The 24,407-nt window shown below is 66.3% G+C and carries 29 protein-coding genes; 16 read left to right on the forward strand and 13 right to left on the reverse strand.

Translation table 11 applies throughout. The features are described 5' to 3' along the window. The 4 genes from VFA08_07245 to VFA08_07260 form a co-directional block, all read right to left on the reverse strand. Positions 1 to 216 (reverse strand): hypothetical protein (locus VFA08_07245; GenBank protein HYZ13388.1); only part of this gene is annotated, 216 nt, incomplete at its 3' end. Between the two features lie 189 nt (positions 217 to 405). Continuing rightward, positions 406 to 1,431 carry an L-glyceraldehyde 3-phosphate reductase gene (mgrA, locus tag VFA08_07250; protein ID HYZ13389.1) on the reverse strand — a complete coding sequence of 342 codons (1,026 nt, stop codon included), beginning with the start codon at positions 1,429 to 1,431 and terminating at the stop codon, positions 406 to 408. Between the two features lie 40 nt (positions 1,432 to 1,471). After that, the gene (locus VFA08_07255) at positions 1,472 to 2,200 is read right to left on the reverse strand and encodes a Crp/Fnr family transcriptional regulator (GenBank protein ID HYZ13390.1); all 729 of its coding nucleotides are present in this window, start codon (positions 2,198 to 2,200) and stop codon (positions 1,472 to 1,474) included. A 155-nt stretch (positions 2,201 to 2,355) separates the two neighbouring features. Beyond that, positions 2,356 to 2,715, reverse strand: a complete 360-nt coding sequence (locus VFA08_07260) for an STAS domain-containing protein (protein ID HYZ13391.1) — start codon at positions 2,713 to 2,715, stop codon at positions 2,356 to 2,358. Positions 2,716 to 2,874: 159 nt separating this feature from the next. Between VFA08_07260 and VFA08_07265 the strand changes: the two genes are divergently transcribed. The 8 genes from VFA08_07265 (at position 2,875) to VFA08_07300 (ending at position 9,431) form a co-directional block, all read left to right on the forward strand. Beyond that, positions 2,875 to 3,297, forward strand: a complete 423-nt coding sequence (locus tag VFA08_07265; protein ID HYZ13392.1) for an ATP-binding protein — start codon at positions 2,875 to 2,877, stop codon at positions 3,295 to 3,297. Between the two features lie 76 nt (positions 3,298 to 3,373). Further along, entirely contained in the window at positions 3,374 to 4,978 is a 1,605-nt protein-coding gene (locus VFA08_07270; protein HYZ13393.1) for a SpoIIE family protein phosphatase, read from the forward strand. Then, a complete protein-coding gene (locus tag VFA08_07275) occupies positions 4,975 to 5,340 on the forward strand; it encodes an STAS domain-containing protein (GenBank protein HYZ13394.1) in 366 nt (121 codons plus the stop codon). Before VFA08_07270 ends, VFA08_07275 begins: the two co-directional genes overlap by 4 nt. Positions 5,341 to 5,493: 153 nt before the next feature. Beyond that, positions 5,494 to 5,952 (forward strand): helix-turn-helix transcriptional regulator, encoded by a 459-nt coding sequence (locus VFA08_07280; protein HYZ13395.1) that lies wholly within the window; start codon positions 5,494 to 5,496, stop codon positions 5,950 to 5,952. Between the two features lie 199 nt (positions 5,953 to 6,151). Then, positions 6,152 to 6,847 (forward strand): response regulator transcription factor, encoded by a 696-nt coding sequence (locus VFA08_07285; GenBank protein HYZ13396.1) that lies wholly within the window; start codon positions 6,152 to 6,154, stop codon positions 6,845 to 6,847. Between the two features lie 90 nt (positions 6,848 to 6,937). Then, complete coding sequence (locus VFA08_07290; GenBank protein HYZ13397.1) at positions 6,938 to 7,465, forward strand: hypothetical protein; 528 nt, start codon at positions 6,938 to 6,940, stop codon at positions 7,463 to 7,465. 172 nt (positions 7,466 to 7,637) lie between these two features. Next, positions 7,638 to 7,781, forward strand: a complete 144-nt coding sequence (locus VFA08_07295) for a hypothetical protein (protein HYZ13398.1) — start codon at positions 7,638 to 7,640, stop codon at positions 7,779 to 7,781. Between the two features lie 264 nt (positions 7,782 to 8,045). Then, positions 8,046 to 9,431, forward strand: a complete 1,386-nt coding sequence (locus VFA08_07300; protein HYZ13399.1) for a serine hydrolase domain-containing protein — start codon at positions 8,046 to 8,048, stop codon at positions 9,429 to 9,431. A 32-nt stretch (positions 9,432 to 9,463) separates the two neighbouring features. Here VFA08_07300 and VFA08_07305 read toward each other — a convergent pair whose 3' ends face one another. Continuing rightward, the gene (locus tag VFA08_07305) at positions 9,464 to 9,859 is read right to left on the reverse strand and encodes a type II toxin-antitoxin system VapC family toxin (GenBank protein ID HYZ13400.1); all 396 of its coding nucleotides are present in this window, start codon (positions 9,857 to 9,859) and stop codon (positions 9,464 to 9,466) included. 108 nt (positions 9,860 to 9,967) lie between these two features. On the opposite strand from VFA08_07305, the gene VFA08_07310 reads away from it, so the two are divergent. Further along, positions 9,968 to 11,350, forward strand: coding sequence for an aminotransferase class V-fold PLP-dependent enzyme (locus VFA08_07310; GenBank protein HYZ13401.1), 1,383 nt, complete (start codon positions 9,968 to 9,970; stop codon positions 11,348 to 11,350). A gap of 10 nt (positions 11,351 to 11,360) precedes the next feature. Here VFA08_07310 and VFA08_07315 read toward each other — a convergent pair whose 3' ends face one another. After that, positions 11,361 to 12,410 carry a hypothetical protein gene (locus VFA08_07315; protein HYZ13402.1) on the reverse strand — a complete coding sequence of 350 codons (1,050 nt, stop codon included), beginning with the start codon at positions 12,408 to 12,410 and terminating at the stop codon, positions 11,361 to 11,363. Continuing rightward, positions 12,407 to 12,985: an RNA polymerase sigma factor gene (locus VFA08_07320; GenBank protein HYZ13403.1), complete on the reverse strand. Its 579-nt coding sequence runs from the start codon at positions 12,983 to 12,985 to the stop codon at positions 12,407 to 12,409. Before VFA08_07320 ends, VFA08_07315 begins: the two co-directional genes overlap by 4 nt. A gap of 113 nt (positions 12,986 to 13,098) precedes the next feature. Here VFA08_07320 and VFA08_07325 point away from each other — a divergent pair, with 113 nt between their 5' ends. Next, a complete protein-coding gene (locus VFA08_07325; GenBank protein ID HYZ13404.1) occupies positions 13,099 to 14,523 on the forward strand; it encodes an FAD-binding protein in 1,425 nt (474 codons plus the stop codon). A 10-nt stretch (positions 14,524 to 14,533) separates the two neighbouring features. Here VFA08_07325 and VFA08_07330 read toward each other — a convergent pair whose 3' ends face one another. Then, positions 14,534 to 15,187 carry a cyclase family protein gene (locus tag VFA08_07330; GenBank protein ID HYZ13405.1) on the reverse strand — a complete coding sequence of 218 codons (654 nt, stop codon included), beginning with the start codon at positions 15,185 to 15,187 and terminating at the stop codon, positions 14,534 to 14,536. A 99-nt stretch (positions 15,188 to 15,286) separates the two neighbouring features. Continuing rightward, positions 15,287 to 15,976, reverse strand: coding sequence for an alpha/beta hydrolase (locus tag VFA08_07335; GenBank protein HYZ13406.1), 690 nt, complete (start codon positions 15,974 to 15,976; stop codon positions 15,287 to 15,289). 140 nt (positions 15,977 to 16,116) lie between these two features. Here VFA08_07335 and VFA08_07340 point away from each other — a divergent pair, with 140 nt between their 5' ends. After that, positions 16,117 to 16,317: a CsbD family protein gene (locus VFA08_07340; protein ID HYZ13407.1), complete on the forward strand. Its 201-nt coding sequence runs from the start codon at positions 16,117 to 16,119 to the stop codon at positions 16,315 to 16,317. Positions 16,318 to 16,531: 214 nt separating this feature from the next. Further along, positions 16,532 to 18,577 (forward strand): prolyl oligopeptidase family serine peptidase, encoded by a 2,046-nt coding sequence (locus VFA08_07345; GenBank protein ID HYZ13408.1) that lies wholly within the window; start codon positions 16,532 to 16,534, stop codon positions 18,575 to 18,577. Between the two features lie 42 nt (positions 18,578 to 18,619). Here VFA08_07345 and VFA08_07350 read toward each other — a convergent pair whose 3' ends face one another. Together VFA08_07350 and VFA08_07355 are read right to left on the reverse strand one after the other, a co-directional pair. Further along, the gene (locus VFA08_07350) at positions 18,620 to 19,060 is read right to left on the reverse strand and encodes a hypothetical protein (protein ID HYZ13409.1); all 441 of its coding nucleotides are present in this window, start codon (positions 19,058 to 19,060) and stop codon (positions 18,620 to 18,622) included. A 30-nt stretch (positions 19,061 to 19,090) separates the two neighbouring features. Next, entirely contained in the window at positions 19,091 to 20,488 is a 1,398-nt protein-coding gene (locus tag VFA08_07355; GenBank protein ID HYZ13410.1) for a M20/M25/M40 family metallo-hydrolase, read from the reverse strand. Positions 20,489 to 20,677: 189 nt separating this feature from the next. On the opposite strand from VFA08_07355, the gene VFA08_07360 reads away from it, so the two are divergent. Beyond that, positions 20,678 to 20,812: a hypothetical protein gene (locus tag VFA08_07360; protein ID HYZ13411.1), complete on the forward strand. Its 135-nt coding sequence runs from the start codon at positions 20,678 to 20,680 to the stop codon at positions 20,810 to 20,812. Between the two features lie 508 nt (positions 20,813 to 21,320). Beyond that, positions 21,321 to 21,626, forward strand: coding sequence for a Rieske (2Fe-2S) protein (locus tag VFA08_07365; protein HYZ13412.1), 306 nt, complete (start codon positions 21,321 to 21,323; stop codon positions 21,624 to 21,626). 32 nt (positions 21,627 to 21,658) lie between these two features. Here VFA08_07365 and VFA08_07370 read toward each other — a convergent pair whose 3' ends face one another. Together VFA08_07370 and VFA08_07375 are read right to left on the reverse strand one after the other, a co-directional pair. After that, the gene (locus VFA08_07370; protein HYZ13413.1) at positions 21,659 to 22,870 is read right to left on the reverse strand and encodes an adenylate/guanylate cyclase domain-containing protein; all 1,212 of its coding nucleotides are present in this window, start codon (positions 22,868 to 22,870) and stop codon (positions 21,659 to 21,661) included. 68 nt (positions 22,871 to 22,938) lie between these two features. Further along, positions 22,939 to 23,259: a hypothetical protein gene (locus VFA08_07375; GenBank protein ID HYZ13414.1), complete on the reverse strand. Its 321-nt coding sequence runs from the start codon at positions 23,257 to 23,259 to the stop codon at positions 22,939 to 22,941. A gap of 87 nt (positions 23,260 to 23,346) precedes the next feature. Here VFA08_07375 and VFA08_07380 point away from each other — a divergent pair, with 87 nt between their 5' ends. Next, positions 23,347 to 23,586, forward strand: a complete 240-nt coding sequence (locus VFA08_07380) for a hypothetical protein (GenBank protein ID HYZ13415.1) — start codon at positions 23,347 to 23,349, stop codon at positions 23,584 to 23,586. Between the two features lie 346 nt (positions 23,587 to 23,932). Continuing rightward, a partial coding sequence (locus tag VFA08_07385; protein ID HYZ13416.1) for a hypothetical protein occupies positions 23,933 to 24,407 on the forward strand: 475 nt, incomplete at its 3' end.

The raw sequence follows: 24,407 nt of genomic DNA on the forward strand, positions 1-24,407 counted from the left end.
GCCGTGACGAGCCACCATCCACGACGCCACCGACAGATGACCGTCGCGCCCGACTACCTCTCGGCGTTCGAGCTCGGCGAGCGCCCGAGCTCGCTCGGCATCCACGAACCGGTCCGTGTGCTCCAGATCGTCGAGGTACGAAGCCAACTCGTCGTCTGAGACAGCGCGAAGGTCGCGGATCCGAAGTTCGTCGCACACCGAACGGAGCGTGCTCATCAAGAACTGACGATAGGCAACGCGCGTTCCCGACGCTGTGAGGTCCGTCACACCGCCAACGAATTGGGCCGTCAACGCCAAGCCCGCCGGCATCGGGGGATGAACAAGCAACACGCGGGAGGAGCGCGCACGCGCCGTGAACCGAAGCGAGACCCGCGACGCGTTTGGAGCGCGTATCGAGCCCGTTCCTCAGTCCGCGCTCGAACGCTCCCAGAGGTTGATCCCGCTCTCCGTGGCGTGCTGATCGATCTCGGCGAGCTCCTCGTCGGAGAACGACAGGTTCTCGAGCGCGGCGACGTTCTCCTCGAGCTGATCCACGCTACTCGCACCGATCAGCGTCGAGGTGACCCGCGCATCTCGAAGCGTCCACGCCAGCGCCATCTGCGCGAGCGCCTGCCTCCGGCGCTTGGCGATCGAGTCGAGCGCTCGCACTCTGGTCAGGTTCTCCTCCGAGAGCATGCCTTGCGACATGGCGCCGCCCGTGGCCACGCGCGAGTCAGGCGGCACACCTTCGAGGTATCGATCGGTCAACAGTCCCTGCGCGAGCGGGGAGAACACGATGCACCCGACGCCTTCGTCGCCCAGCACATCCAGCAGCTCTTCCTCGATCCACCGGTTGAACATCGAATACGACGGCTGGTGGATCAGGAGCGGCGTCCCGAGCTCGCGCAACACACTCACAGCCTCCCGCGTTCGCCCGGCCGAGTAGGAAGACACACCCACGTACAGCGCCTTGCCCTGCCGAACCGCAGAATCCAAGGCGCCGAGCGTCTCCTCGAGCGGCGTGTCCGGGTCGTGCCTGTGCGAGTAGAAGATGTCGACGTACTCGAGTCCCATCCGCGCGAGGCTCTGGTCCAAGCTGGCCAACAGGTACTTCCGCGAACCCCAATCGCCGTACGGCCCGGGCCACATGTCGTAGCCGGCCTTCGTCGAGATGATCAGCTCGTCGCGGTACGCCCGGAGGTCGGACGCCAGGATCCGCCCGAAGTTCTCCTCGGCCGATCCGTACGGAGGGCCGTAGTTGTTCGCCAGGTCGAAGTGCGTGACCCCGAGGTCGAACGCGCGGCGGATGATCGCGCGCTGCGTCTCAAGCGGCCGTTCGGTGCCGAAGTTGTGCCACAGGCCGAGCGAGACGGCAGGAAGAAGCAAGCCGCTCCGGCCCGTGCGACGGTACTGCATCGATCTGTACCGCTCGGCCGCCGGGACGAACGTCATCGGGGAACGACTATAAGAACTGGCTCAACCGGAGGAGCGGTCAGTTCAGAGGCACGAGACGCGAATACTCCGAGCGGATCTTCTCGTAGCACTCGCACGAGGCGCTCTCGAGACCCTCTCGGTCCAAGATCGAGACCTGCCCCCGCGAGTACTTGATGAGGCCCTGCCGCTGGAGATCACCGGCGGCGACGGATACCGTGGAGCGCTCGACGCCGAGCATGTTCGCCAGGTACTCCTGGGTCAGGAAGAAGTCGTCGCCGTCGACTCGGTCGTGCGTCATCAGCAGCCACCGGGCGCATCGAGGTGTCACGTGATGGACGGCGTTGCACGCCGCGCTGTACGCGGTTTGCGCCCAAAACGCCTGGATGTAGCCGTGCATGAGTTGCGCGAACCGCCCGCCACGATCGGTCTCCTCGACCACGCGGTTCGCTGCGACAGCGAACGCCTTCGCGTCGATCTGGATGACCGACCGTTCGGGGCCGCTGCGCATCGATCCGATGACCGTATGCGGGCTCGACATCCCTTCGCGGCCGATCGTGACCGACTCGACCGGTGCGACGTGCTGGTTGCCGTCGTCGAGGAACGTCACCAACGAGACCACACCGTTGATCGGGAACAGGACACGCTCGATGGGCGTGTTCGGCGCTTGGACCTCTTCGTGGATGGCCAACGAGATTGGCGCAGTTACTCCATCGAGGATCCGGTTCATGTCTTCGGTCGGCAGCGCGTCAAGAAGTAGGTTGCCGGTCCGTTCGGGCGGTGGGCGCATGGCACCACCTTTCGCAGGGAGACTCGGCGAGGCTCCGAGCGCAGGGCTGGCGCCGCTGGGACCGGAACACCGGAGAGAGTCCGGTAGATGGTCATTAAGCGTAACACGTTCGCCCGACGGCACCGAGCCGGGCGCCGGCGCGCAGAACAGAAGGTCTAGGAACCGACGGCGCTGAAGGACGAGTCGAGCTCGCCGTCCGAGGGGCCGTCCATGAACTCGAACCGAGACCGCGTCTCTGTGAGCTCGAAGATCCGGTCCACGTTGCGGCGCCCGCGGACCAGGCGAAACGTGACGTGTCGTTCCGCGGCCACTCGAGCCGCTTCGATGAGTGATTTCAGGCCTTCGGTGTCGAGGGAGATGACGTCGCGAAGGTCGACAACCAGCTGTTCGTGACCGTCGAGGGCGCCACCGATGGCGGCCTCCAGCTCTCCGACCGCGGCCAGATCCAGTTCGCCCATGGGGCAAACGAACGCCCGGTCGCGAGCCGTCACGATCCGAACGCTGAACCCGTGCATACGGCGGTCATTGTCGACCCCCACCCGGCTGCCGTCTGTGGGTTACCCGACGTAGGCGTGCGGAAAGTCGCTGGCCACGGAGCGAGGACGGTGGGTTTTCAGCTGGCGTCACCGGGCAAACTGATATGTCAGGAAGCCGACATAGGGGTCCCCGAGGAAATGCCCGAGCACCGTTTGCCGCACTCGGCGACGTCCGTTGTCCGGGCGCGAAGGCTCGCCGAAGAGGCCGCGGATTTTCGCGTTCCCGCCGCGCAGAAGGACGACTTCGTCCTGATGGTCTCCGAGGCGGTCTCGAACGCCGTCCTCCACGCGCGCCCGATGGCGGATGGGCGGATCGGGGTCAGCTTCGAGAACCACGACGGAGCCCTTCGTGGCGTGGTGACCGACGGCGGATCCTGGTCATCGGCGTCCGGCGGCGGGTCCTGGTCGGCCGCCGAGGCGGAGCGCGCGGCCGGCGCCGGGGCGCGTATGCATCACTACGGCCTGTCGATCATCGACACGCTGTCGAGCCGGTGGGGCGTGAGCGTGGACGGGGTGACCAACGTGTGGTTCGAGGTGGACGCCAGAGCCGGCCGGACCTAGTCACCGGACGGGTTCCTTGCAGCAGAAGTGGGGGTACCCTCGTCTCCGACCAAGGGCGGTTCGCTTCGGGGTTCAAGTGCAAACCACGAACTTCACGGATCAGGAGACAGCCGAGCGGCTCCGCCGCGTCCTGCGCGTTACCGACGTGGCCCTGGCGCACCTGTCCCCGGAGGCCCTGCTCGACGAGTTGCTGATCCGGGTTCGCGAGATCCTCGACGCCGACACGGCGGCGGTGTTGCTGCTCGACGAGACCACGGATGAGCTCGTCGCCCGGGCGGCGAAAGGCCTCGAAGAGGAGGTGGAGCAGGGCGTCCGCATCCCCGTCGGTGAGGGATTCGCCGGACGGATCGCCGCGGACCGAACACCCGTCATCATTCGGCGAGTCCATCACCGGAACGTCCTGAACCCCATCCTGCGAGACAAGGGTGTTCGGTCGCTTCTCGGCGTCCCCCTGCTCGTCCAGGGGAGGGTTCTCGGCGTCCTCCATGTCGGAACGCTCACGCAGCGTGTGTTCACCGAGCACGATGTCGAGCTCCTCCAGCTCGTCGCCGAGCGAGTCGCCCTGGCGTTGCACGTGCGGATGTACGAGCGCGAGCGGATGATGACGGAGACGCTCCAGCAGGCGTTCCTGCCGGAGGCGCTGCCGAACGTCCCCGGGCTTCGCCTCGCCTCCAGGTACATACCTGCCTCCACGAGCGCGGGTATCGGCGGAGATTGGTACGACGCCTTCGTTTTGCGGTCGGGCGAGGTCGCCTTGGCGATCGGTGACGTCGCCGGGCATGGGCTCCACGCGGCGTCGGTGATGGGCAAGATCCGGAACGCCCTGCGCGCCTACGCGGTGGAGGCCGCCGCCCCCGGCGAGGTCATGGGGCGTCTGGACCGGTTGATGAAGCCGTTCGGGATCGAGGACATGGTGACCTTGCTCTACGGCGTCGTGGACGTCGGGCTCTCCTCGTTCCGCTTTGCCGCCGCGGGCCACCTCCCGCCGGTGATGGTCACCCGCGACGGTGCTCGGTTCGCCGAGGTCCGCGACGTCGACCCCCCGCTCGGCATCGGGCGCTCGCACGCGTTCACCGAACACGTCGTCCCGCTCGAGCCGGGGGCCTCCCTCCTTCTCTACACGGATGGGCTCATCGAACGCCGTGAAGAGTCGTTGACCGACGGTCTCGACCGGCTCCGGGACGCGGTTGCATCCGTCTGGGACGCTCGTGACCCGGACGCGGCGATCGCGACCGTATTGTCCGTGCTCGTGGGCGATGAGCGGCCGCCCGACGACATCGCGCTCGTGCTCCTCCAGCTCGAGCAGGAACCGACATCGGTCGACCTGCGGATCCGGGCGGTGCCCGGTGAGCTGGTCACGGTGCGTCGCGCGCTCCGTCGATGGCTTGCCTTTGCGGGTGCGTCGCCGATCCGCGACGACGTGGTCACCGCCGCGGGCGAGGCGTGCGCCAACGCGATCGAGCATGCGTACGGGCCCGACGGCGGGTGGGTCCACCTCACCGGGATCAGGGACGACGGGACGATCCAGGTGGCGGTCCGCGACGCGGGTACGTGGCGGGAGCGCCAAACACGCCGCGGCTTCGGGCTGACGCTCATGCGACGGCTCATGGACAGCGTCGAGTTCGACCGGTCGAGCTCCGGGACGTCGGTCGTCATGCGGAAGAGTGTGGCGAGCCGATGAACGAGCTCGCGAACGTGTCGTTCGAACGGGCCGGGGACACCGTGATCGCGGGTGTCGTCGGCGAGATCGACTTCTCGGTCGCCGACAACGTCGCCAGACGCATCATCGGGTCGATCGAGAACGAGGACGCCGCGCTGATCCTCGACCTCACCCGGCTGTCGTATACCGACAGCGCTGGTATCAACCTCGTGTTCGACCTCGCGGCGCGACTTCGCGAGCACCGCCAGGCGTTCAAGATCGTGCTGCCGGTGGACTCACAACCGTGGCGGACGTTCTCGATCGTCGGCGTCGACGGCGAGATCCCGATCTTCGAGACCATCGAGCAAGCCAAAGCCGGAGGCGGGACAGCGGCGGAGCGCTGACGACGAACGGTGCCCGGTGTTCCGGCGCGCCAGGTATCAGCCAAAGACGTCGACGCGAGTGCCGCGCATCACGTGGCAGGTGTACCCACCATCACATTGCGGAGGTGTCCTCCATCACCGCGCTTGAGCGATGACCTGCACGAGATTGTGCTCATGGATGCGTTGTACGACGGTGGCGAGGACCTGCCTCCTTCGGACAAGAGGTGGGGCGAGGTACCCCGGCCACTGGCGGACTTGGCCATCCTGACCTCTGCACTGGTCGTGCGGTGGGAGAACCTGACGGATCGGTCGCGGCTCTCTCTGATCCGGCAACTTCAGCAGCTGGGGACACGACTCGGGCGTGAGATCCGGATGAACGGCGAGATCGGATATCTGGACGCAGACATGCAGACCGATAGGTTGCTGTTCCTCACTCCGCGCGAGCTCGACGTCCTCCGCTATCTAGCGGACGGCGCATCGACAGAGCACGTAGCAGCAAAGCTGCTCATCTCCAAGGCGACAGTGCGTAGTCACGTAAAGAGCCTCCTGGCGAAGCTGGGCGTCCATTCGCGAGTCGAGGCCGTGTCGCTCTTCCTCAGACACGAGGCGACCGCCATCATTCGAAGCGCATAGTGGTAGCTGCGCTTGTGCGCTGACAGTGTCCCGGCCACGTTGCCCTGTGCGCCGGCAGTGTCGGGCTCGTCGACTGCAGTCGTTTATCCACCGCGCATGCCCAACGTGGGGGATGCCGTAGGACATTCGCGTTACGAGAATCCGCGTACCCACCAGGCCGCAATCAAGGGGAGGGGCTGACCTGAGGCAGCAATGGGACGTGGCTGGCCGCAACGGCACGGTCGGAGTCATCGTCGTCCGGAACGACACGCCGCTGTTCAGCGAGATCCTCTGTGAGGCCCTCAAAGCGGAAGCCGACATTCGTCTTCTATCGCGGCCGCTCTTGCTCGACGAGGCCATCGACTTCTGTGGGGGAAAGCGCCCCGACGTGATCCTGGTCGAGGCGACGCACACGCCCCCGCGCTCTCTGCGGAGCGTCGTCCCGCCGATCAAGGCAGCGTGTGCCGCGCCCGTCGTTCTCGTCGCTGATAGGAAGACGGATGACGAGTTCCTGGTGGCGGGCGTGGAGTCGGGCGCTTCCGGAATCGTCGACTCGTCGGGGGGGATCGAACAGATCCTGTGGGCCGTTCGGGCAGCGGCCGCGGGGGAACGGATCGTCGACTCCAACCGATTGGCGGAAGCCGTGGAGCGGGCTGCCTCGCGCCGCGAGCGCGAGCGCAACCGCAACGATCGCCTCGGGCTCCTATCGGATCGCGAGCGAGAGATCTTGGCGGAGCTCGCCCGCGGGCTTCGGAATTCCGACATCGCCGAGCGGCTGATGATCAGCCCGCGGACGGTCGAGAAGCACGTCCATCACATCTTGGCGAAGCTCCAGGTTTCCTCGCGACTTGCGGCCGTCGCGCTCGCCCGGGAGACGGGGGAATCCGAGTACGGAGTGATGCGCGAGACCGCGTAGACAAAAGACGCAGTGGTACCGATGCGGAACCTCACGCGCACTTTCTAGCGTGGGCGTGGGGATAGGCCAAACCGAGAAAGGAGAGAATGGATGCTGAAGAAGATCGGCATCATCGCGGCTCTGTCGACTATGGCGCTGCTCGTTGTAGCGCCGTCGGCGTCGGCGGCGATCGTTTCGACGATCAACCCGGCGAACGCGCCGACCGGAACGCACTTCCAGCGCGGAAGCGCGACCTGTACGGTCAGCGGCGTTACGGTGACGTGTAGCTCGTATCAACTGGCCGGCGTCGGGAACGCGGACGCGACGGCGAGTCTGTCGGCGAACTGGACGGCGACGGTCGACTGCTTCAACCCCGGTAACAACCCGAACAACCCGATCGAGTCGCACACGCAGTCGTTCAGCGACGACGTGACGACCGGGGAGCTTTCGCCAAAGAACGGCAAGCTCACCGTTCCATCACTCACGGGCGACCCCTCGGAGGTGGTGGATGACGCGCTCTGTCCCAACCCCAACTGGGACCCGCGGATCCGCCCGGGGACGCTGACGCTGAACAGCTTTACGTACACGCTGACCTTCGACGGGTTCGGCGGGGCGTTCATCACGATCACCGGCCCGTAACGCGACACAGCTTCAACTCGAGGAGCCGGACCCGTTCGGGTCCGGCTCCTTCGTGCTCTGGTGCTTCGTGATGGCTCTAGGTCTTTCGCCCTATTTCGGTCCCTTGGAGGGTTGTCATTCGGACTGGCCGGGTACATGCCTGTCGGCCGCGGAGCGCGGTCGGGGAGGAACCATGAGCGACGAACACACGCACAATCCGGAACCCGAGTCGTCCAGTCTCGCCGGATACGCGGCGATCAAGTACAGCGCGATCGTCATCATCGTCCTTGCCATCCTGGCCTTCATCGCCTGGTACGTCATCCCGCGGTTCGACTAGGCGAACAGCGGGCGCCGGGCGACCACCGAGCAGTTCGACGGCGATGATGCTGCTGACGGAGACCACACGCTCTTTCAGGAGCTCGTCTGTTCTGTCGGCCTCATCGGGGGCGTGATCGCGTCCTTGGTGATGGTCGTCCACTTCGCTAGCTAGCAGCTCATTCGGCGAAACGTCACCGCTCCCAGTCTCGACCCCGCCCAGATCTCGGTACCTCACCTGGATGACGCACCTGTTGATCCGCTCCGTTCGTTAGATTTCGGGCCGATGAGCGGTCCGGTCGGAGGCGTCGCCGAGAAGCTCGAGGCCAAGGCGGCACGGTTCGTGAAGGACAAGCGCCTTCCGGGCGCCGCTGTTGGCGTCATCCACGGCGACGAGCTCGCCTGGTCGGCCGGCATCGGGTTCGCAGACATAGCGAGCCGCCGGGCTCCGGATACCACGACGCTCTACCGGATCGCGTCGATCACCAAAACGTTCACCGCAGCGGCGATCGTGCAGCTTCGCGATGCCGGCCGGTTGGATCTCGACGATCCGATCAGCGTCCATCTCTCGGAGCTAGGGGGTGGAACGCGGTCGCTCGGGCCGATCGAGGCGGTCACCATCCGTCGGGCGCTGTCACACGAGTCCGGGTTGATGAGCGAGCCGCCCGGAACGGACTGGGCCGTTCCCCGATACGAGGGTCTGGCAGAGCGAAGCCTCGCGCGCGTGAACGAGATCGGCACGCAGATACCACCGAACTCTCAATGGAAGTACTCGAACCTTGCCTATCAGCTCCTCGGCGAAATCGTCGCTCGGGTGAGCGGGACACCGTATGTCGAGTACGTACGCTCGCAGATCCTCGAGCCGCTCGGCATGGCGTCCACTGCGTTCGAGCCGTTGCCGGATGCGCTCGTCGCTCGTCGCGCGACCGGATACGCGCCGCGCTGGTTCTCAGACGAACTCGAGATCGCTCCCGCCATGCCCGGGGTGTGGGCGGAGGGCGGCCTGTGGTCGTGCGTGGATGACCTGGCTCGTTGGGTCTCGTTCCAATTCCGAGTGGACGCCCGTCCGCGCGCGGACTCGCAGATCCTTGCCGGCTCCAGCCTGAGCGAGATGCATCGCCCCCGGTACCTGGTCGACGAGGCGTGGACCGAAGCGTGGGCGATCGGGTGGTACGGGGTGCGCCGCGACGACGTCATCTGGGTGCAACACTCGGGCGGTCTGCCGGGGTTCATCACGAACGTCTGCTTCGATGTGAAGGAGCGGGTCGGGGCGATCGCGTTGCTGAACGGCGTCGACGACGCGGAGAAGCTCGCCATGGACCTGGCCGAGATCGCTCGGACCGCCATCCTCGAGGCGGCGCCTCCGATCGACGCGCCGCCAACAACGCCCCATGCCTATCGGCCCCTGCTCGGGATGTATGTCTCCATCAACGGCGGTGAGGTGATCCGGTTGGAGTGGCGCGACGGGAAGCTGATCTTCATCTCGCCGGACGATCCGGCGTGGAGGCCGACCCTCTCGGCCAGCGATGACCCCGACGTCTTCACCGTGGATCCCGGATTCCGTCCGTCGGGGGAACCCGCGACGTTCACCAGAACCGGGGAAGGGCGCGTGCGGACGCTGTTTTTTGGCGGCGAGACCTGGTCCAGGCTCGATCCCGTCCCAGACCTATAGGACGGACCGGTTGATCGCTCCACGCTCCTTTGCTAGCGCAACGCGTCGATCGACGCGGTCGCGACGATCCCTTTGACGTTTCGAGCCAGCTGTGCGTCCCGGGTTACGAACGCGTCCGCCTGCAGCTGAGTAAGTGCAACGTACTCGGCGTTGTAGGTATCCGCCCATCCCATCTGCTCTGCTACTTCCCACGCCCTGCGCCTGAGCACGGCGTCACCGAGCAGTCGGATCCGCATCCGCCAGATCCGCTCGAGAAGGTTGAGAGCGACATCCGCGGCGAGCTCGCCGCGGTGGACGGCCTCGTGCAGCATCGACAGCGTCTGCGAGCGCAACAGCGTCGGTGCGAGGAGCTCGTGGTCGGCTGAGACATCGAACCGCTTGCTGGCCAGGTGGGTAACGGCGCTTGCATCAACGACGAACCGAGTCATCGGTTACCTCACGTCGCCATGGAACCGTGAAACCTATCATCGCACCGGGTCGCGGTCGCCTGCGATAGGCCGACGCGACGTTTGTCCCGATGAATGCATAATTCGCCCGTGTCCGACCTCCGGAAGTTGCTCCAATGGGCGGCGGAGCGAATCGGCGACTACCGCGAGCGTGCCGATCGCCTTCCCGTAGCTCCGTCGGTGGAGCTCCAGCGCGTTCGCGAACGCCTGGGTGGCCAGTTGCCCGACGAAGGTCTCGACCCCTCCTCGGTCGTCGACGAGCTCGCTGCCGCGGTCGAGCCTGCATTGGTCACCTCCGTCGGACCGCGTTACTTCGGCTACGTGATCGGGGGCTCGCTCGAGGCGGCTATGGCCGCCGATCTCCTCACAGCGGGATGGGATCAGGTCGCGTTCAACGCGACGACATCGCCGGCGGGAGCCATCGTCGAGGCGGTGGTCGGTGAATGGCTCAAGAGCGCGTTCGGGCTTCCCTCGCACGCATCCTTCGGGTTGGTCACAGGGGCGCAGGGCGCCAACACCGTTGCCCTTGCGGCCGGCCGCCACCGCGTGCTCGCTCGGGTCAGTTGGGACGTTGAGAGAGACGGCCTCGTCGGTGCGCCGGCGATTCGGATCATCGCGAGCGAGGAACGCCACGCAACGATCGACCGTGCCCTGCGGCTCCTCGGGATCGGGGTCGCGGCCATCGAGCCGGTGAAGACCGATTCCAACGGTGCCATGGACGTCGACGCGCTGCGGAGAACGCTCGAAGCCGGCGTCGAGCGGCCGACGATCGTGTGCCTTCAGGCGGGAAACGTGAACACGGGGGCCTGTGACGACATCGCTGCCGCGTGCGAGATCGCTCACCAGTACGGCGCATGGGTCCACGTCGACGGAGCGTTCGGGCTGTGGGCGGCCGTCAGTCCTTCAACCCGAGATCTCGTACGCGGGATCGAGCTGGCGGACTCGTGGGGCGTGGATGGCCACAAGTGGCTCAACGTGCCGTACGACGCTGGGTACGTGTTCTGCGCGGATCCGGTCGCCCACGCGGCCTCGATGTCGTACACGGCCAGCTATTTGGAGGGGCATGGTCGGGGCGAGGTCCGCGCGCCTTCAGACTTCGTGCCCGAGTCCTCGCGCCGCGCTCGCGGGTTCGCCACATGGGCGGCCCTTCGCCAGTTGGGTCGTCGAGGCTTGGCCGATCTGGTGGACCGGTGCTGCGCGCTGGCCGGGCGATTCGCGGATCAGCTCGGTGCGATCGACGGGGTTGAGATCGGTAACGACGTGGTGCTCAACCAGGTGCTCGTGAGCTTCGGTTCGAACGAACGGACCGATGCCGTCATCGGTGCGATCCAGGCGGAGGGGACGGCCTGGATGGGCGGAACGACCTGGCGAGGCCGTCGGTACATGCGCATCTCCATATCGAACTGGTCCACGACCGAGAGAGACGTCGACGCCTCGGTGGAGGCGATCGGCCGAGTGCTAGACGAGACCTGAAGCCCAACGCCTACTCCACAACGAAGATCAGCGTGCGGTCGTCCAGCCACTCGGGAGAGGACGGGTCGTCGAGAACTCGCCTCGCTTCGCCCGTTCCAACGTCCACTATGTACGTTCCCATGCGCCCTTCATCGGCGTACGCGATCCTCGTCCCGTCGGGCGACCAACGAGCGGCCACGAGCTCACCGCGCACGAGAGGCCTTGCATCGGCGCCGTCCGCGTCGGCGAGCCACAGGTCCCCTGCTGGAACGTTCGTACCATTCACCGGGAAATACGCGATCGTCCGTGCGTCCGGCGAAAGGCTGCCGTCGGTCGCATCGCTGCGCACCAGGGTCGGCTTGCCTCCGGACACCGGGACCGACCAAACATTCCAGGTCTGCCGGCCGGGTTCGCCGTGCGGGAACGTGAAGAGAACCGCTTCGCCATCGGGGCTGAACCTGGGGCCCATCCACCAGAGCGGCGATGAAACTGGGTCGAGATGCGTGAGCCGCCTCGCCCTTCCCGTCGTGACGTCGACGATGAAGAGGTCCCCGACGAACTGACCCTTGCCTTTCGCCTGATACGCGATCTGAGCGCCGTCGGGCGACCACTGCGGGGCAATCAGTGTCCCCGTCGTGGTGGTCCCTCCGAGCGGACGGGGGTGCCTCCCGTCGACGTCGGCGACGAAGATGGCGTCCTCGAGATCCTCGTCGATTCCCACGAACGCCACTTTCGCACCGTCCGGGGAGACGACGGGATGGCGAGCGCCAAGGGCGGCGAAGCTGGGCTCACCCGTCACCTGCCCTGTCGCGAGGTCGAGGAAGTAGAGGCCACGACTGGGCGGCAGCGTCATACCGATGCTGGCGGGTTCCTGAACCACCTTGCTATGGTCGGTCAACTCCGAGCTACCCAAGACCAGCCATGCGGCGGCGACGAACAGCCCGGCTGAGAGGGCAATCGCGCCGACCTTTCGGTTGCGCGACGCTCCGCCCCGGCGCTTCACGTGTTCCTCCCACCAACCGTCCTGGTCCAGCTCGATCTGGTTGCGCACCATCTCGAAGACCTCCGTTAGCGCAGTCACTCCGGACTCCCTTTGGTTCGGAGCACGGCTCGGCCCTGGGCGGCGAGCGCACGAACGGTCGATGGGCGGATGCCCATGATCCGGGCCGCCTCCTCGGAGCCGTAGCCGTGCATGTCGAGGAGGACGAGGGCAGCTCGCTGGCGCGGCGCAAGGCCGAGCAGCAGCCGGCGGACGTCCTCACGCAGCTCGATCTCGTCGAACGGATCGCGCACCGGCTCGACGCGCACCAGCCTCCGTGCGGCCCGGCGCGCGGCGCGCGACCGTGTCCTGAATCCGTTCAGCGCCACGCGGAACAGGTACGCCGTTAGGTCTTCGATCTGGCCGATCGAGGCCCAACGCTCCCACAACTTCAGGAAGGCTTCTTGCATGACCTCGGCTGCCTCGGCCCGGTTACCCGTGATGAAGTAGAGCGCCGAGAAGAGCTTGGGACTCTCGTCCCGAAAGAACGCCGAGAAGTCCCGAGTCCTTTCCTCGCTCGGATTCAGGAGCTGCCCGATGTCACCCTCCGCGTGCATCACACCCTGGACGCCGTGGCGGGCGCAGCTGCTTAGGTACTTCGCAAGATGCTCTCTCATGGGCTGCTGAGTAGTCGTTGCCGGCCCCGAATGGAACCTCCCGACTCGCCGGTCGCCCGTTCACGAATCATGGTGGAATTTGCCTCCGCGAGGCGCGCCCGTAGAATCCGCGCGTGCCCGCCGGCGCCCGCGAAGGGGGGAAGCGGACGATGGCCAGACCGGAATCGATCGATGTGCAGCGCGTCCGAGCGCTGGAGAAGACCTTCTCTGGGGAGCTCCTGCTGCCCGACGCCCCGGAATACGACGAGGCGCGTCGGATCTACAACGGACTGATCGACAAGCGTCCGGCCCTGATCGCTCGGGCGCGGGTGACAGCCGATGCAGCAGCCGCGATCTCGTTTGCGCGTGAGAACGACCTGGAGATCTCGATCCGCGGCGGCGGGCACGGTGTGGCCGGCAGGGCAGTTGGCGACGGCGCGCTCATGATCGACCTGTCACATATGAAGCAGGTCATCGTCGATCCGGATGCCGGCACGGCAGTGGCCGGAGGAGGCGCGACGTGGGCTGAGTTCAACGACGCGACAGCGGCGCACGCGCTCGCGACGACCGGCGGGATCGTTTCGACCACGGGGATCGCCGGGCTCACCTTGGGCGGCGGACTCGGCTGGCTGATGGGAAAGCACGGCCTGGCCGCGGACAATCTGGTCTCGGTGGAGCTCGTCACGGCGGACGGTGACATTCGAAACGTGAGCGCCGAGAACCAACCCGATCTGTTCTGGGCGCTTCGCGGGGCGGGGGCGAACTTCGGTGTCGCGACGGCGCTCGAGTACCGCCTTCACCCGCTCACGCAGATCACGGGCGGATTGGCCGCTTACCCGTTCGACGACGCCCGGAACGTGCTCGCTTTCTTTCGCGAGTTCACCGCCGAGGCGCCCGACGAGCTCACTGTCTACGCCGGGCTCATCCACGCGCCGGACGGTTCCGGCATGCCGCTCGCCGCGATCCTTGTGTGTCATTCCGGGGACGCGTCCCAAGCGGAGGCCGACCTCAAGCCTCTTCTCGATTTCGGGTCGCCCGCACTTGTGCAGATCGGCCCGATGCCGTATCCGGCGATCAATTCCATGCTGAACGAGGCGTATCCCAAGGGATCGCTCAACTATTGGAAGGCGAGCTTCGTCGACCAGGTCTCGGATGACCTGATCCAGACGCTGATCGAGGTCTTCCCGAGCTGTCCCTCGCCGATGACCGGGATCCTGTTGGAGCACGTCCATGGCGCGGCCACTCGCGTCGGCATTCGCGACACCGCCGTTCAGCACCGCGAACCGAGCTACAACCTCATGGTCGCGTCGGTGTGGATGGATCCGTCAGTGAACGAAGCGAACGTTCAGTGGACGAAGGAGACCTACGCGACGCTCGAGCCCTACTTCTTGAACAGGCGGTACCTCAACTACCTCAGCGAGGACGAGATCGGACAAGCGGCCGGGGCATCGTACGGGCCCGAACACGAGGGAATTGCTCACCTCAAGGCGAAGTACGACCCGGAGAACGTGTTCCACATGAACCTGAACGTCGAGCCGGCGGCGAACGGAGATCGGTAGAGGACGGCGCCTACGGCACGTCCGCGAACGCTCGCACGGGGAACGCCGCGCCGCGCACGATCGCGATCGGAGGCGCGGAGAAGACGAACCCATCTGGTGGGAGCCGATCCAGGCCTCGAAGGTTCTCGACGATGGGGATGCCTGCCGCAAGAAGACCGGTGTGGGCAGGACGAGACAGGTCTTTCGTATCGTCGACGTTCCCGAAGTCGACCCCGACGAGTCGGATTTCGGCCGCGACAAGTCGCTGCACCACTGCGGCGGGCAAGAACGGCGCATCCGACCAGTACTCTTCGGATCCCCATCGCGCATCCCAACCCGTGCGCACCAGGACCGCGCATCCGCGAAGGGATCCTTCGTCGACCCGATCGAGGGAAACCGCTCGCTCGTCTCCGCCAGGGACTATGGTGACGCCCGGCAAGCCAACGACCCCCTCGAGCGGCAAGGCCGCGAGATCCTCGCGGTCGCGAAAGCGGTGAAACGGCGCGTCGAGATAGGTGCCCGTGTTGCCCGCCAGCTCCGCGCCCCCAAGGAGGAACTCGGCCTGTCCGCCGTACCGATCGCGCGAGGCGTCGTGATCGAGGATCGTGAAGATTCGCGCGGGCGGGAGGCCGGGATAGGCGGCCATGCCGTCGTCGATCGGATGGGATAGATCGATCAGCGCCATCGAATCCCTCCACGTCGATGATGATTCGCGGTGAGAGAAGTCGGGACGCGATGCGCCGACGACTTGGTCAAAGCCTACCTCTCACCGATCGTCGATCGATCAGTCGCTCCGGTATGCCTCGATGCGTTCGACGAGCTCGGCCGGACGGCTCAAAGCGAGGAGATGGCCGCCGTCGATCTCGTCCACTGCAATCCCCAGTCGCTCGCGGGCGATGCGCCGTTGGAAGTCAGCAGGAAAGAGGCGGTCGTCGCGGCCGACGAGGACCCGAGTCGGTATTTCGGGCCACGCGTCGAGGGGCCACGTCTGCGTCATCGGAGTCCACGATTGCGCAGGCTCGCCACGCCGGACGGCCTCAGCGCGGACCTGCGGCGGGACATCGTGGAAGTAGACGGTCGCGTCGTCGGCGGTCTGCGGCGATAGACCGAGAGCGGCAAGGTAGGAGTGCTGCGCCTCTTGCTGCCCAGTGTTGGACCACCACTCGGCTCCCGTCTCTCCCGGCTGAGGGATCATCGCGTTCATAAGGACGAGGAGCTCGACCGGGACCCGCTCGCACACCAGCGGCGCGCTGAAGCCGGCGAGCGATTGGGCGACGAGGATCACACCGGTCCTGCCGCCGATCGACTGCACGATCGCGTCGGCGTACGCGGCCCAGCCCGCGGAATCGTCGCTCGCCGGCAGCGAGACGGCCACTGCGTCGTGGCCCCGCTTCTGCAGCCGCGGGACGACGAGATGCCAGTACCAGGCTTCGCCGCCCGCGCCCGGGATCAGCACGTACGTCGTTCTCGACACCTCCCACCTCCTTCCTGGGGGTACGACCAGCAGCGGGAGCCAAACTCATCGGCGGCCGGCGCGTCCGAGATTTTGGCGTGCTTGGTGAGTCGGTTCGTTCGTGTGGGTACCCATAGTTAGAGCCGAGGAGGAGGTCAGTCGTGGACGACGACACGCGGATGCGGTTCGAAGGTCGTTGGCAGGAGATGCGAGGTCGGGTCAAGGAAGCGTGGGGCGACCTGACCGACGACGACCTCGACAAGACGGAGGGCAAGTGGGATCAGGTCGTCGGCGCGGTGAAGAGGAAGACCGGGGAGTCCGTAGACGCGGTCGAGTCGCGCTTACGCGGCATGATGGACTGAGAAATCGTCCTCCCGGGATGGAGTAACAGAACTCGAACCTCGTCGAGCGGGCGGAAGTGCGGCACGGCTTCGCCCTCCCCGTTGACCACTGGTGGCGTTCGAGCGGGCGCCTGCCATCGCTCACCTGGGACGTGTAGGTTCGAATCCAACCCCCGGCACGCCGCGGGATCGGGACACGGGAGGAGCGATGGCGGACATCGCCAGGACTGAGACGATGCGCCAACCGGTGACGACGTCGTATCACGGCGTGGCCGTTTCAGACGACTACCGCTGGCTCGAGGACGCGTCGTCCGAGGAAACCAAGATGTGGACGAAGGCGCAGCACGAGCGGACGATGGGATATCTGACCGCCCTTCCTTCCTATCGCGCCATCCGGCAGCGGGCGGAGGAAGTCATCGGCGCGCAAGCCACGACCCACGCCGAACTTCGGTACGGGGGCGGAACGTACTTCGCCTTGAAGCATCAGCCGCCCAAGCAGCAGCCGTTCCTCGTCGCCATGGCCGATCTCGACGATGCGGCCAGTGAACGCGTCGTCATCGACCCGAACGCCCTCGACCCGAATGGATCGACGACGATCGACTGGTACGTCCCGTCACCCGACGGGCGCCTGGTCGCAGTCTCCCTGTCAGAGCACGGCACCGAGAACGGCACGTTGCATCTGTTCGACACGTCGAGCGGCGAGGTTGTGGACGTTCTCATCCCGCGGATCACCGTCATGGGGGGATCGCTCGCCTGGCGCGGCGACTCGGGGGCGTTCTGGTACACGCGCTACCCGGCGCCGGGCGAGCGTGGTGATGCGGACCTGCCGTTCTATCAGGAGGTCTGGTTCCACGAGATCGGCGGAACGGACGACCGTCGCGACCTTGCCGGCGTGTTCGCGGAGGATCGGATCGTCGAGAACTTCCTTTCGTCGTCGCCGGGTGGGCGCTGGGTCGTCGACCTCGCGCAGCGTGGAGACGGGGGAGAGTGGGAAGTGTTCGTTCGCGGGCAGGACACGGGCGACTGGTGGATGGTCGCCGCAATCCCCGACAGGATCGTCGGCGCGGCGATGGGGCGGGACGAGATCTTCCTGCTCTCGCGGAAGGACGCTCCGAACGGGCAGATTCTCAGGCTCCCCCTCTCGAGTCCCACGAAGGTGCAGGACGCGTCGGTCGTCGTGTCGGAGTCGTCGCTCGCGATCGAGGGCCTGGCCGTGACCGACTCGACGCTCTGGGTGCTCGACATGGATGGGGGAGTGTCGGGTCTTCGTTCGTTCGATCTTGACGGCGCGCCGCGTCCGGGCATCGACCTGCCGTCCGTGTGCGCGATCGACTCGATCGTCCGGCTGGCCGACGACGAGGTCGGGTACTCCGTGGAGACGTTCGTGTCGCCTCGTGAGTGGTGGGTTGTCCGCGAAGGCGAGGGTGGTGTCCCGCGACGGACGGCGTTCATCGCCACGACACCGCTCGACTTCTCGGACATCGAGGTGCGTCGAGTCTTTGCCACGTCCGATGACGGCACTCAGGTCCCGATGACTCTCATTGCCCGCACCGGCACGCTCGAGTCCGGGCCGGCGCCGACGCTGCTCACTGGGTACGGCGGGTACGGCATCTCGATCAAGCCGTGGTTCTTCCCTAGCAACCTGCTCTGGCTCGAGCGAGGATTCGTTTTCGCCGTCGCGAACATCCGAGGCGGTGGCGAGTACGGCGATGCGTGGCACAAGGCCGGCCGCCTGCTCACCAAGCAGAACTGCTTCGATGACTTCGCCGCGTGCGCTCGTCACCTGGTCGAGGCGGGAATCACGACCGTGGACAGGCTCGCCATTCGGGGCGGCTCGAACGGCGGTCTGTTGATCGGCGCCGTTTTGACTCAGCACCCTGACGTGGCCCGAGCCGTCGTCGCCGAGGTTCCCGTCCTCGACATGCTCCGCGTCGAGCTGCACCCCAACGGGGCCTACAACGTTGCCGAGTTCGGCACGGTCGAGGATCCGTACCAGTTTGCGGCGATGTACGCCTACTCGCCGTATCACCACGTTGTCGACGGCACCGCGTATCCAGCGGTGCTGCTCACCGCCGGGGAGTTCGACCCGCGCGTGGACGCGTACCACGCGAAGAAGATGACGGCACGCCTGCAGGCCGCGACATCGTCCGACGAGCCGATCCTGCTCCGCGTCGAGTCAGGCGGCCACGGCGTTGGGCAATCGCTCGACCAGGAGATCGGCATCGAGACCGACGTGCTCGCCTTCGTCACGAACCGGCTTGGAGTGGACACGGCGGACTGAGAGTCCCTCGGCTTTGATTCGCGATCGATCCATTCGGTCTCTTTATGACGGCTTCCACCGTCGATAGACGGGCATCTCATCGACCGAGTATTCCGTCGCCACAGCCTCCTCGATCGAGCACGCGTAGTGGACGAGTCCGTACAGGGTCTGGCCGGGACGCGCTATCACCGCGGGGTGTGACGCTGGGATTTGTTCGAGCCAACCGCGCGCCATGAACTCGCCGAACTCGCCGGCGTGATCCTCCCACGGCTGCGCCGTGTGCAACGCGTAGCGCGCGTCGTGGGCCACCTCGCGCAACTTCGGGCTCGAGTCGCGAAACGAGACGCACAGCAGCCCGGCCGCGATCCAAGGAGAGACCGGGTGTACGCGCGGTCCGCCGTCAAGCCGGAGCGTCGCCTGGTACACGATCCGACCCTCCATCCGCTCCCGGGCGAACGCGGCCAGATCCGGCTCAGCGTTTGCGAACTCGGTCCAGGTGGCCACGACCGACGCAGCCTACGTGCCCCACCCGGGTCAGGCCGCGAACAGAACGGTGAGGACGCGGATGAGCGCGAGCGCGTGAAGCCTTAGCGCGCGCTCGCTGATGTTGTCGATCGTGTCGCAGGGCTGGTGGTAGCAGGGATCTAGCTTCGCCCCTGCGGTTCCCCCGTACGTCTCGGCCTGGGCGGGCGTCTTTACCTCCTGTGACCCCGAGTACAGGCCGCCGGTCGGCACGCCGACGTCGTCGAACGCCGCGTGGTCGGACGCGCCCTGCAAGTCGAATGGTTCGCTCTCTGCACCGACAGCTTGGAGCGCGTCCGCGAAGAGGTCCGCCACCCGACGGCTCATCTCCGGGTCGTCGGGCGAGGCCTCGTAGACGAACGTGACGAAGTTCGTCGACCCAACCATGTCCATGTTCAGGTACACGTCGATGCGCTCGAGCCCGTCGGCACCGAGCTCGTGAGCGTACGCCCACGACCCGTATAGCCCTTCCTCCTCCCCGGCCCAGAACGCGAAGCGGACCGGGGGAGTGGGCTCGAGACCGGCCGCCCACAGGGCCGTCTCGAGCAACAGCGCCACTCCCGAGCCGTTGTCGTTAATCCCCGGGCCGTCGATGACGGAGTCCAGATGCCCGCCCAGCATCACGACGTCTTGGTCGGCAGACTCGGGGAGCTCGGCTACCACGCTCTGCACATTTTCGACGGACGTCGACACACTCGTGCGGATCCGGACGACGGAGCCCTCGATGAGCGCCCGTCCCGTTTCGGCCGTCACCGACAGCGCCGGCACGTCGATCCCGTCGGGGGAGAACAGCGTGGGGCGGAGCGGGTAGCCGCGCGTCGCCGTGGAGACGCCAATCACCGCGACGGCGCCGGCCCGCTCTGCGTTCACCACTTGCGCGCGGCGAAAGCACTCGTGGCTCGGCTCGACCACCGCGACGGTGCCGACGCGAAACCCCGCGAAGTCCGCGTCCGTGCACCCGCTCCCGATGCGGTCGATCGCCGCCCGAACGTCACCGCTCGCCGAGAACATCATCGCGCGGAAGTCGCGCCCGTCCACCCACTGCCGGCGTTCGGGCTCGACCTGGTCGAACACGCTCGGCTCGTGCTGCTCGAAGACCGGGACCTCGGTCGAGGGAAACGTGACCTCGTAACCCGCCGCCTGGAGAACATCGGCTACGTAGCGCGCCGACGCTTCGAACCCGGGCGAGCCGGCGACGCGCGTCCCGCCGTGCGAGTCGGCGATCGCCTGAAGCGCCTCGAGATGCTCGAGCATCCCGTCGACGGTGATCTCGTCGACATGGCCGGCCTTCGGCGACGCGGAGGGGTCGAGTGGAGCTACGGAGGGACCGCGGCGGCCAGTCTCAACGCTCGAGCACGCGGCAGCGACGGTGAGTGCCACGGCGAGCGTGGCGGTTCGAGCGCTACGCACCGCTCCCTCTCTTACGCCGTTCCCGGAAGGGTACGCGGCGCAGCTACAGCCAGACAGTTCGCGAAGCGGTCTAGGTCTTTCGCCCTATATCGAACTGTTGGGGGGTTGTCGTCCAGACCAGGCGGGTAAGGGCGTGTTGCCTGCAGAGCGCGGTCGAGGAGGAACCATGAGTAGCGAACGGACGCCGGAGTGAACACGGAACCGTTCGACAGTGACGATGCCGCTAACGGGGATCAGACGCTGTTGCAGGAGGCTGTCTGGTCTGTCGCTCTCATCGGCGGCGTGATCGCGTTCTTGGCTCTGGTCGGGCAGTTCGCCGCTTAGGGAATGAAGATGGGGCGCACAAACCTACAAGCAGCCGAGGTGTACTGCCAGGTACACGGTGGAGCGTCAGGTCTCAGCGATGAAATCCTGTGCCCCCTGCCACACGCAATTGCGAGGTGCCCCGTCTGCTCTTTGAGCTGGATCGGTCCCGGACCCGACGACAGCGTCGTCCTTTGCATCCTCACTCGGCATATCGTGGAGATCCACCCGCACACTCCCCACGTGCCAAGGCTCAGATCCAACGCGGTGCAGTTGAGCGAGTCCAATGAACCCGATGACTGGTGTCCGCATGAACCGGAGCAACACAATGCTGTGATGGCTCGTTCGAGGGAGATCACGACCTGAGAACGCCGACCTTGGTCATTCAGAACTCGTCAACTGACATACGTCGTGACTGTTTGTTCTCCTAGATCAGGGGAGTGCTCGACAGACTCGACGGCTCTTGCGAGAGCCGAAAGCCACGCGATATATGTGGCTTCGAGTCAAGGTCACTCCGAGGGAGGCGACAATGAGGGAGCCCCTGATCTCCATGGACGACATCCCAGCGGACGGAACCGTGACCGCCGAACTCCTTGGCCGTGAGGTTCTCGTGATGATGCAGAACGGGAAGCCGCGCGCGTTCCTCAATGTGTGCATGCACCACGGCGGCCCGTTGAAGCTGGACGGAGACACCTTCACGTGTCAGTGGCATGGATCCACGTTCGACGCTCGGACGGGCAAGGCCCTCTCGGGTCCCGTCCGGCCGGACGCGCGGCTGATCATGTTGCCGACCCGGGTCGAGGACGGCGTGTTGACGTACGTCTACGACGAGTGATCCACTCGCGATGTGATGCCGGCCGCGAGCGATCAGCCGAGCCGGCGCACCGAATGCAGCGTTAGCGGCTGCGAGACGCCCTTCAGCTCGATGGGACCGATTGCGGTGACGCCCACCCTTACGCCATCGAGCTCGCTCGCGTCAACGACCTCCTGGCTCACGAGCACCTCGCCGGGTCTGGCGTACTCGCCGATCCGCGACGCGATGTTGACGGTGCGGCCGAAGTAGTCACCCTCCTGGAAGACGACCGGCCCGGCGTGGATCCCGACCCTGGCGGGCGGTAGGCCCTCCGCTGCGACCCCTTCGACCATGTCGAGAGCGGCCAACACGCCATCGCCGGGGTTCGGGAAGTAGAACATCACGCCGTCGCCCAGCCACTTGACGGGCAGCCCTCCGTGTTCCCGCGCGCACCCGCGGACGAGGGTGGCGAGCCTGGTTGCGAGCTCGGCTGCGGCCTCATCTCCTCGCTCCTCGGTCAGCCGCGTGTACCCGCTGATGTCGAGGAAGGACACGGCCGGCGGACGACGTATCCGACGGTACAGACCTGCCTTTTCCAGCGTGGCCTCGACGTCCTCCACGGCGCTCTTGGTCCACGCATGCTCCTGTTGCCCGTGGTAGATGGACAGCAGGGCTTGCTCTATGAGGGGGGCGAATCGGGACCCGATGTCGGCCTGGGCCGACAGCATCTCGGCCACCGTCATACCTCTCTCGAGGAGAGGAAGCTCCACCTCGGTCCTGTACCAATCCGTCTCGGTTTGAACGATCGTGCGAAGACCGTCCGCGTAGGCTCGGAGCAACCGCTTGATCGCCTCTGGCTGGGTCCCGTAGGAGAGCCCGACCTGGATCGTCGGCACGATGGCCAACTCGTCCTCACGGGCGAGATCGTCAGGCCTTGGTTCGGCGAAGCCGTGGGCCTCCCGGATCACCAGGAGGAGGTCCAAGGGCACGCCGGTCTGTTCGCTCAACTCACGGAACGTCGTCCTGCTCACTCCGGCGAACCGATCGAACGCGGTCGCGTCCAAGTACGTGAACGAGAGCACTCCATCCCGCACGGCGGTGGCCATACCCTCGAGTGGCACCCCAGCCCGCTCGAAGCTCTGCACCCACCTGGCCCGACGGACATCCCCGGGCGAGAACGTGTCGCCGCCGCTCGGTTTCAGGATCCCGAGCTCCACCAACCGGTCGACGTAGTCCGAGTCGACCCCGGCGCGATCAGCGACGTCCTGTTTCGAGAGTGCGGTCACGATCGGGCGCATGATATGCGGTGCAGTTCCGATTCACGGTCCGACCGTTGGGGTGGTACGCGGCGGTGCTACGCGGAATCGTGCTGGACTGGCGCACTGTTCGGACGGTTTCTTCTTGCAGACAGCCATAAGCCCGCGACCGTGCCGACGAGTCCACCGACGGACGCGAAGCCGCCTACCCAGTCGAAACCCTCGAACTCCGAGCCGAAATCGACCCCGGATGGAGGATTCGCGAACCACTCCCAGGCCACACGTCCCACGACGCCCCCGAGCGGCACAGCCACGACACCGAGGAGCAACGGGAGCAAGCGTCGGCGCCATATGAGCGCGATCGTCCCAATCACAAGTCCCACCGGCGCTGCCCACAGCGAGTAGTCGTACAGCTCCACAAGTCGACCCTATCTGGGCGTTCACTCAACCATCGGTGGCGTGCGGGCTCGAGAGTGCGGGAGGATAGGGTCGGAGGAGGTGGCACGATGACGATCGAGCCGCAGCATCACCAGCACGACGCTATCGTCCATGAGCACAAGCATTTCCACGTCACTCACTATCTCCACAAGGGAGAGGACTGGACCCACCTTCTGTCAACTCACGCGCACGATCACAACCACCCGCCGCTCGATCACGTCCATATCCCGCACAGGGACTTGGATAAGGAGCACCGGCGCGAGGCGCACGTCCACGATCACGCCGGGCCCACCTCCTCGCCGGCCTGACCGACTTGGTTGAGGGTTTGTTCAACCCCCGCGATCCAGGACCGTCCCATCGACTCGGAAGAACCGTGGTCGATCGTTCGTCATCTCGACGGTGAACCGTCGGTGGTGCACCAGACGGTGGTGTCGCCGGCAGAGAAGGACGAGGTTGGCAAGGCTGGTCGATCCGCCGTCCGCCCAATGATTGATGTGATGCGCGTCGCACCAGCTCGAAGGTCGACCACAGCCCCGGGAACGCGCACCCGCCGTCACGAACCGCGACCGCGCGTCGAAGCGAGGGCGGCACGAGCTTGGTCTTCCGCCCGACATCGAGCGGCTGGGAGCTGCCGTCGGTGATCACTCGGGAGACGTGGGCGTCACACGCGAGCTGCCTGGCGGTCTCGCCGTCGATCCGTCCGACGTCTTCCAGGTCGACCCGATGGCCGGCACGCCGTTCGAGCGAGGCGATATCCATCGTCACCACCACGTGGGGGCGCTCAGCCAAAACCAACGGACGCTCAGCGAGGTCCAGCCACTGCCGGCAGATCTCACCGAGCGCGTCGGCGCGCCGCTGGGCGGGCGTCCGGGCATCGGGCTCGGCGCTCTGACTGTGCTGATCGCCGGATCGGTGTCCCACTCGCGACCGGACGTCCGCATCCTCCACCGCCCGGAGCGCGGTGATCACGGTCTGACCGGTGACGGGATCGAGCTCGCCGTCGAGGCGCACCATGCCCTCCAGCGTGGCCGAGAGATCGAGGCGCCGTCGCTCGAAGCGGCGCTCCTCGTCCTCCGCCGCTCGTTCGGCGTTCGCGGTCTCTCGCCACCGGGCCACGGCATCCCGAAGC

The sequence above is a fragment of the Actinomycetota bacterium genome, assembly GCA_035640355.1.
In the GTDB taxonomy this organism is placed as follows: Bacteria; Actinomycetota; UBA4738; order UBA4738; family HRBIN12; genus CALGFI01.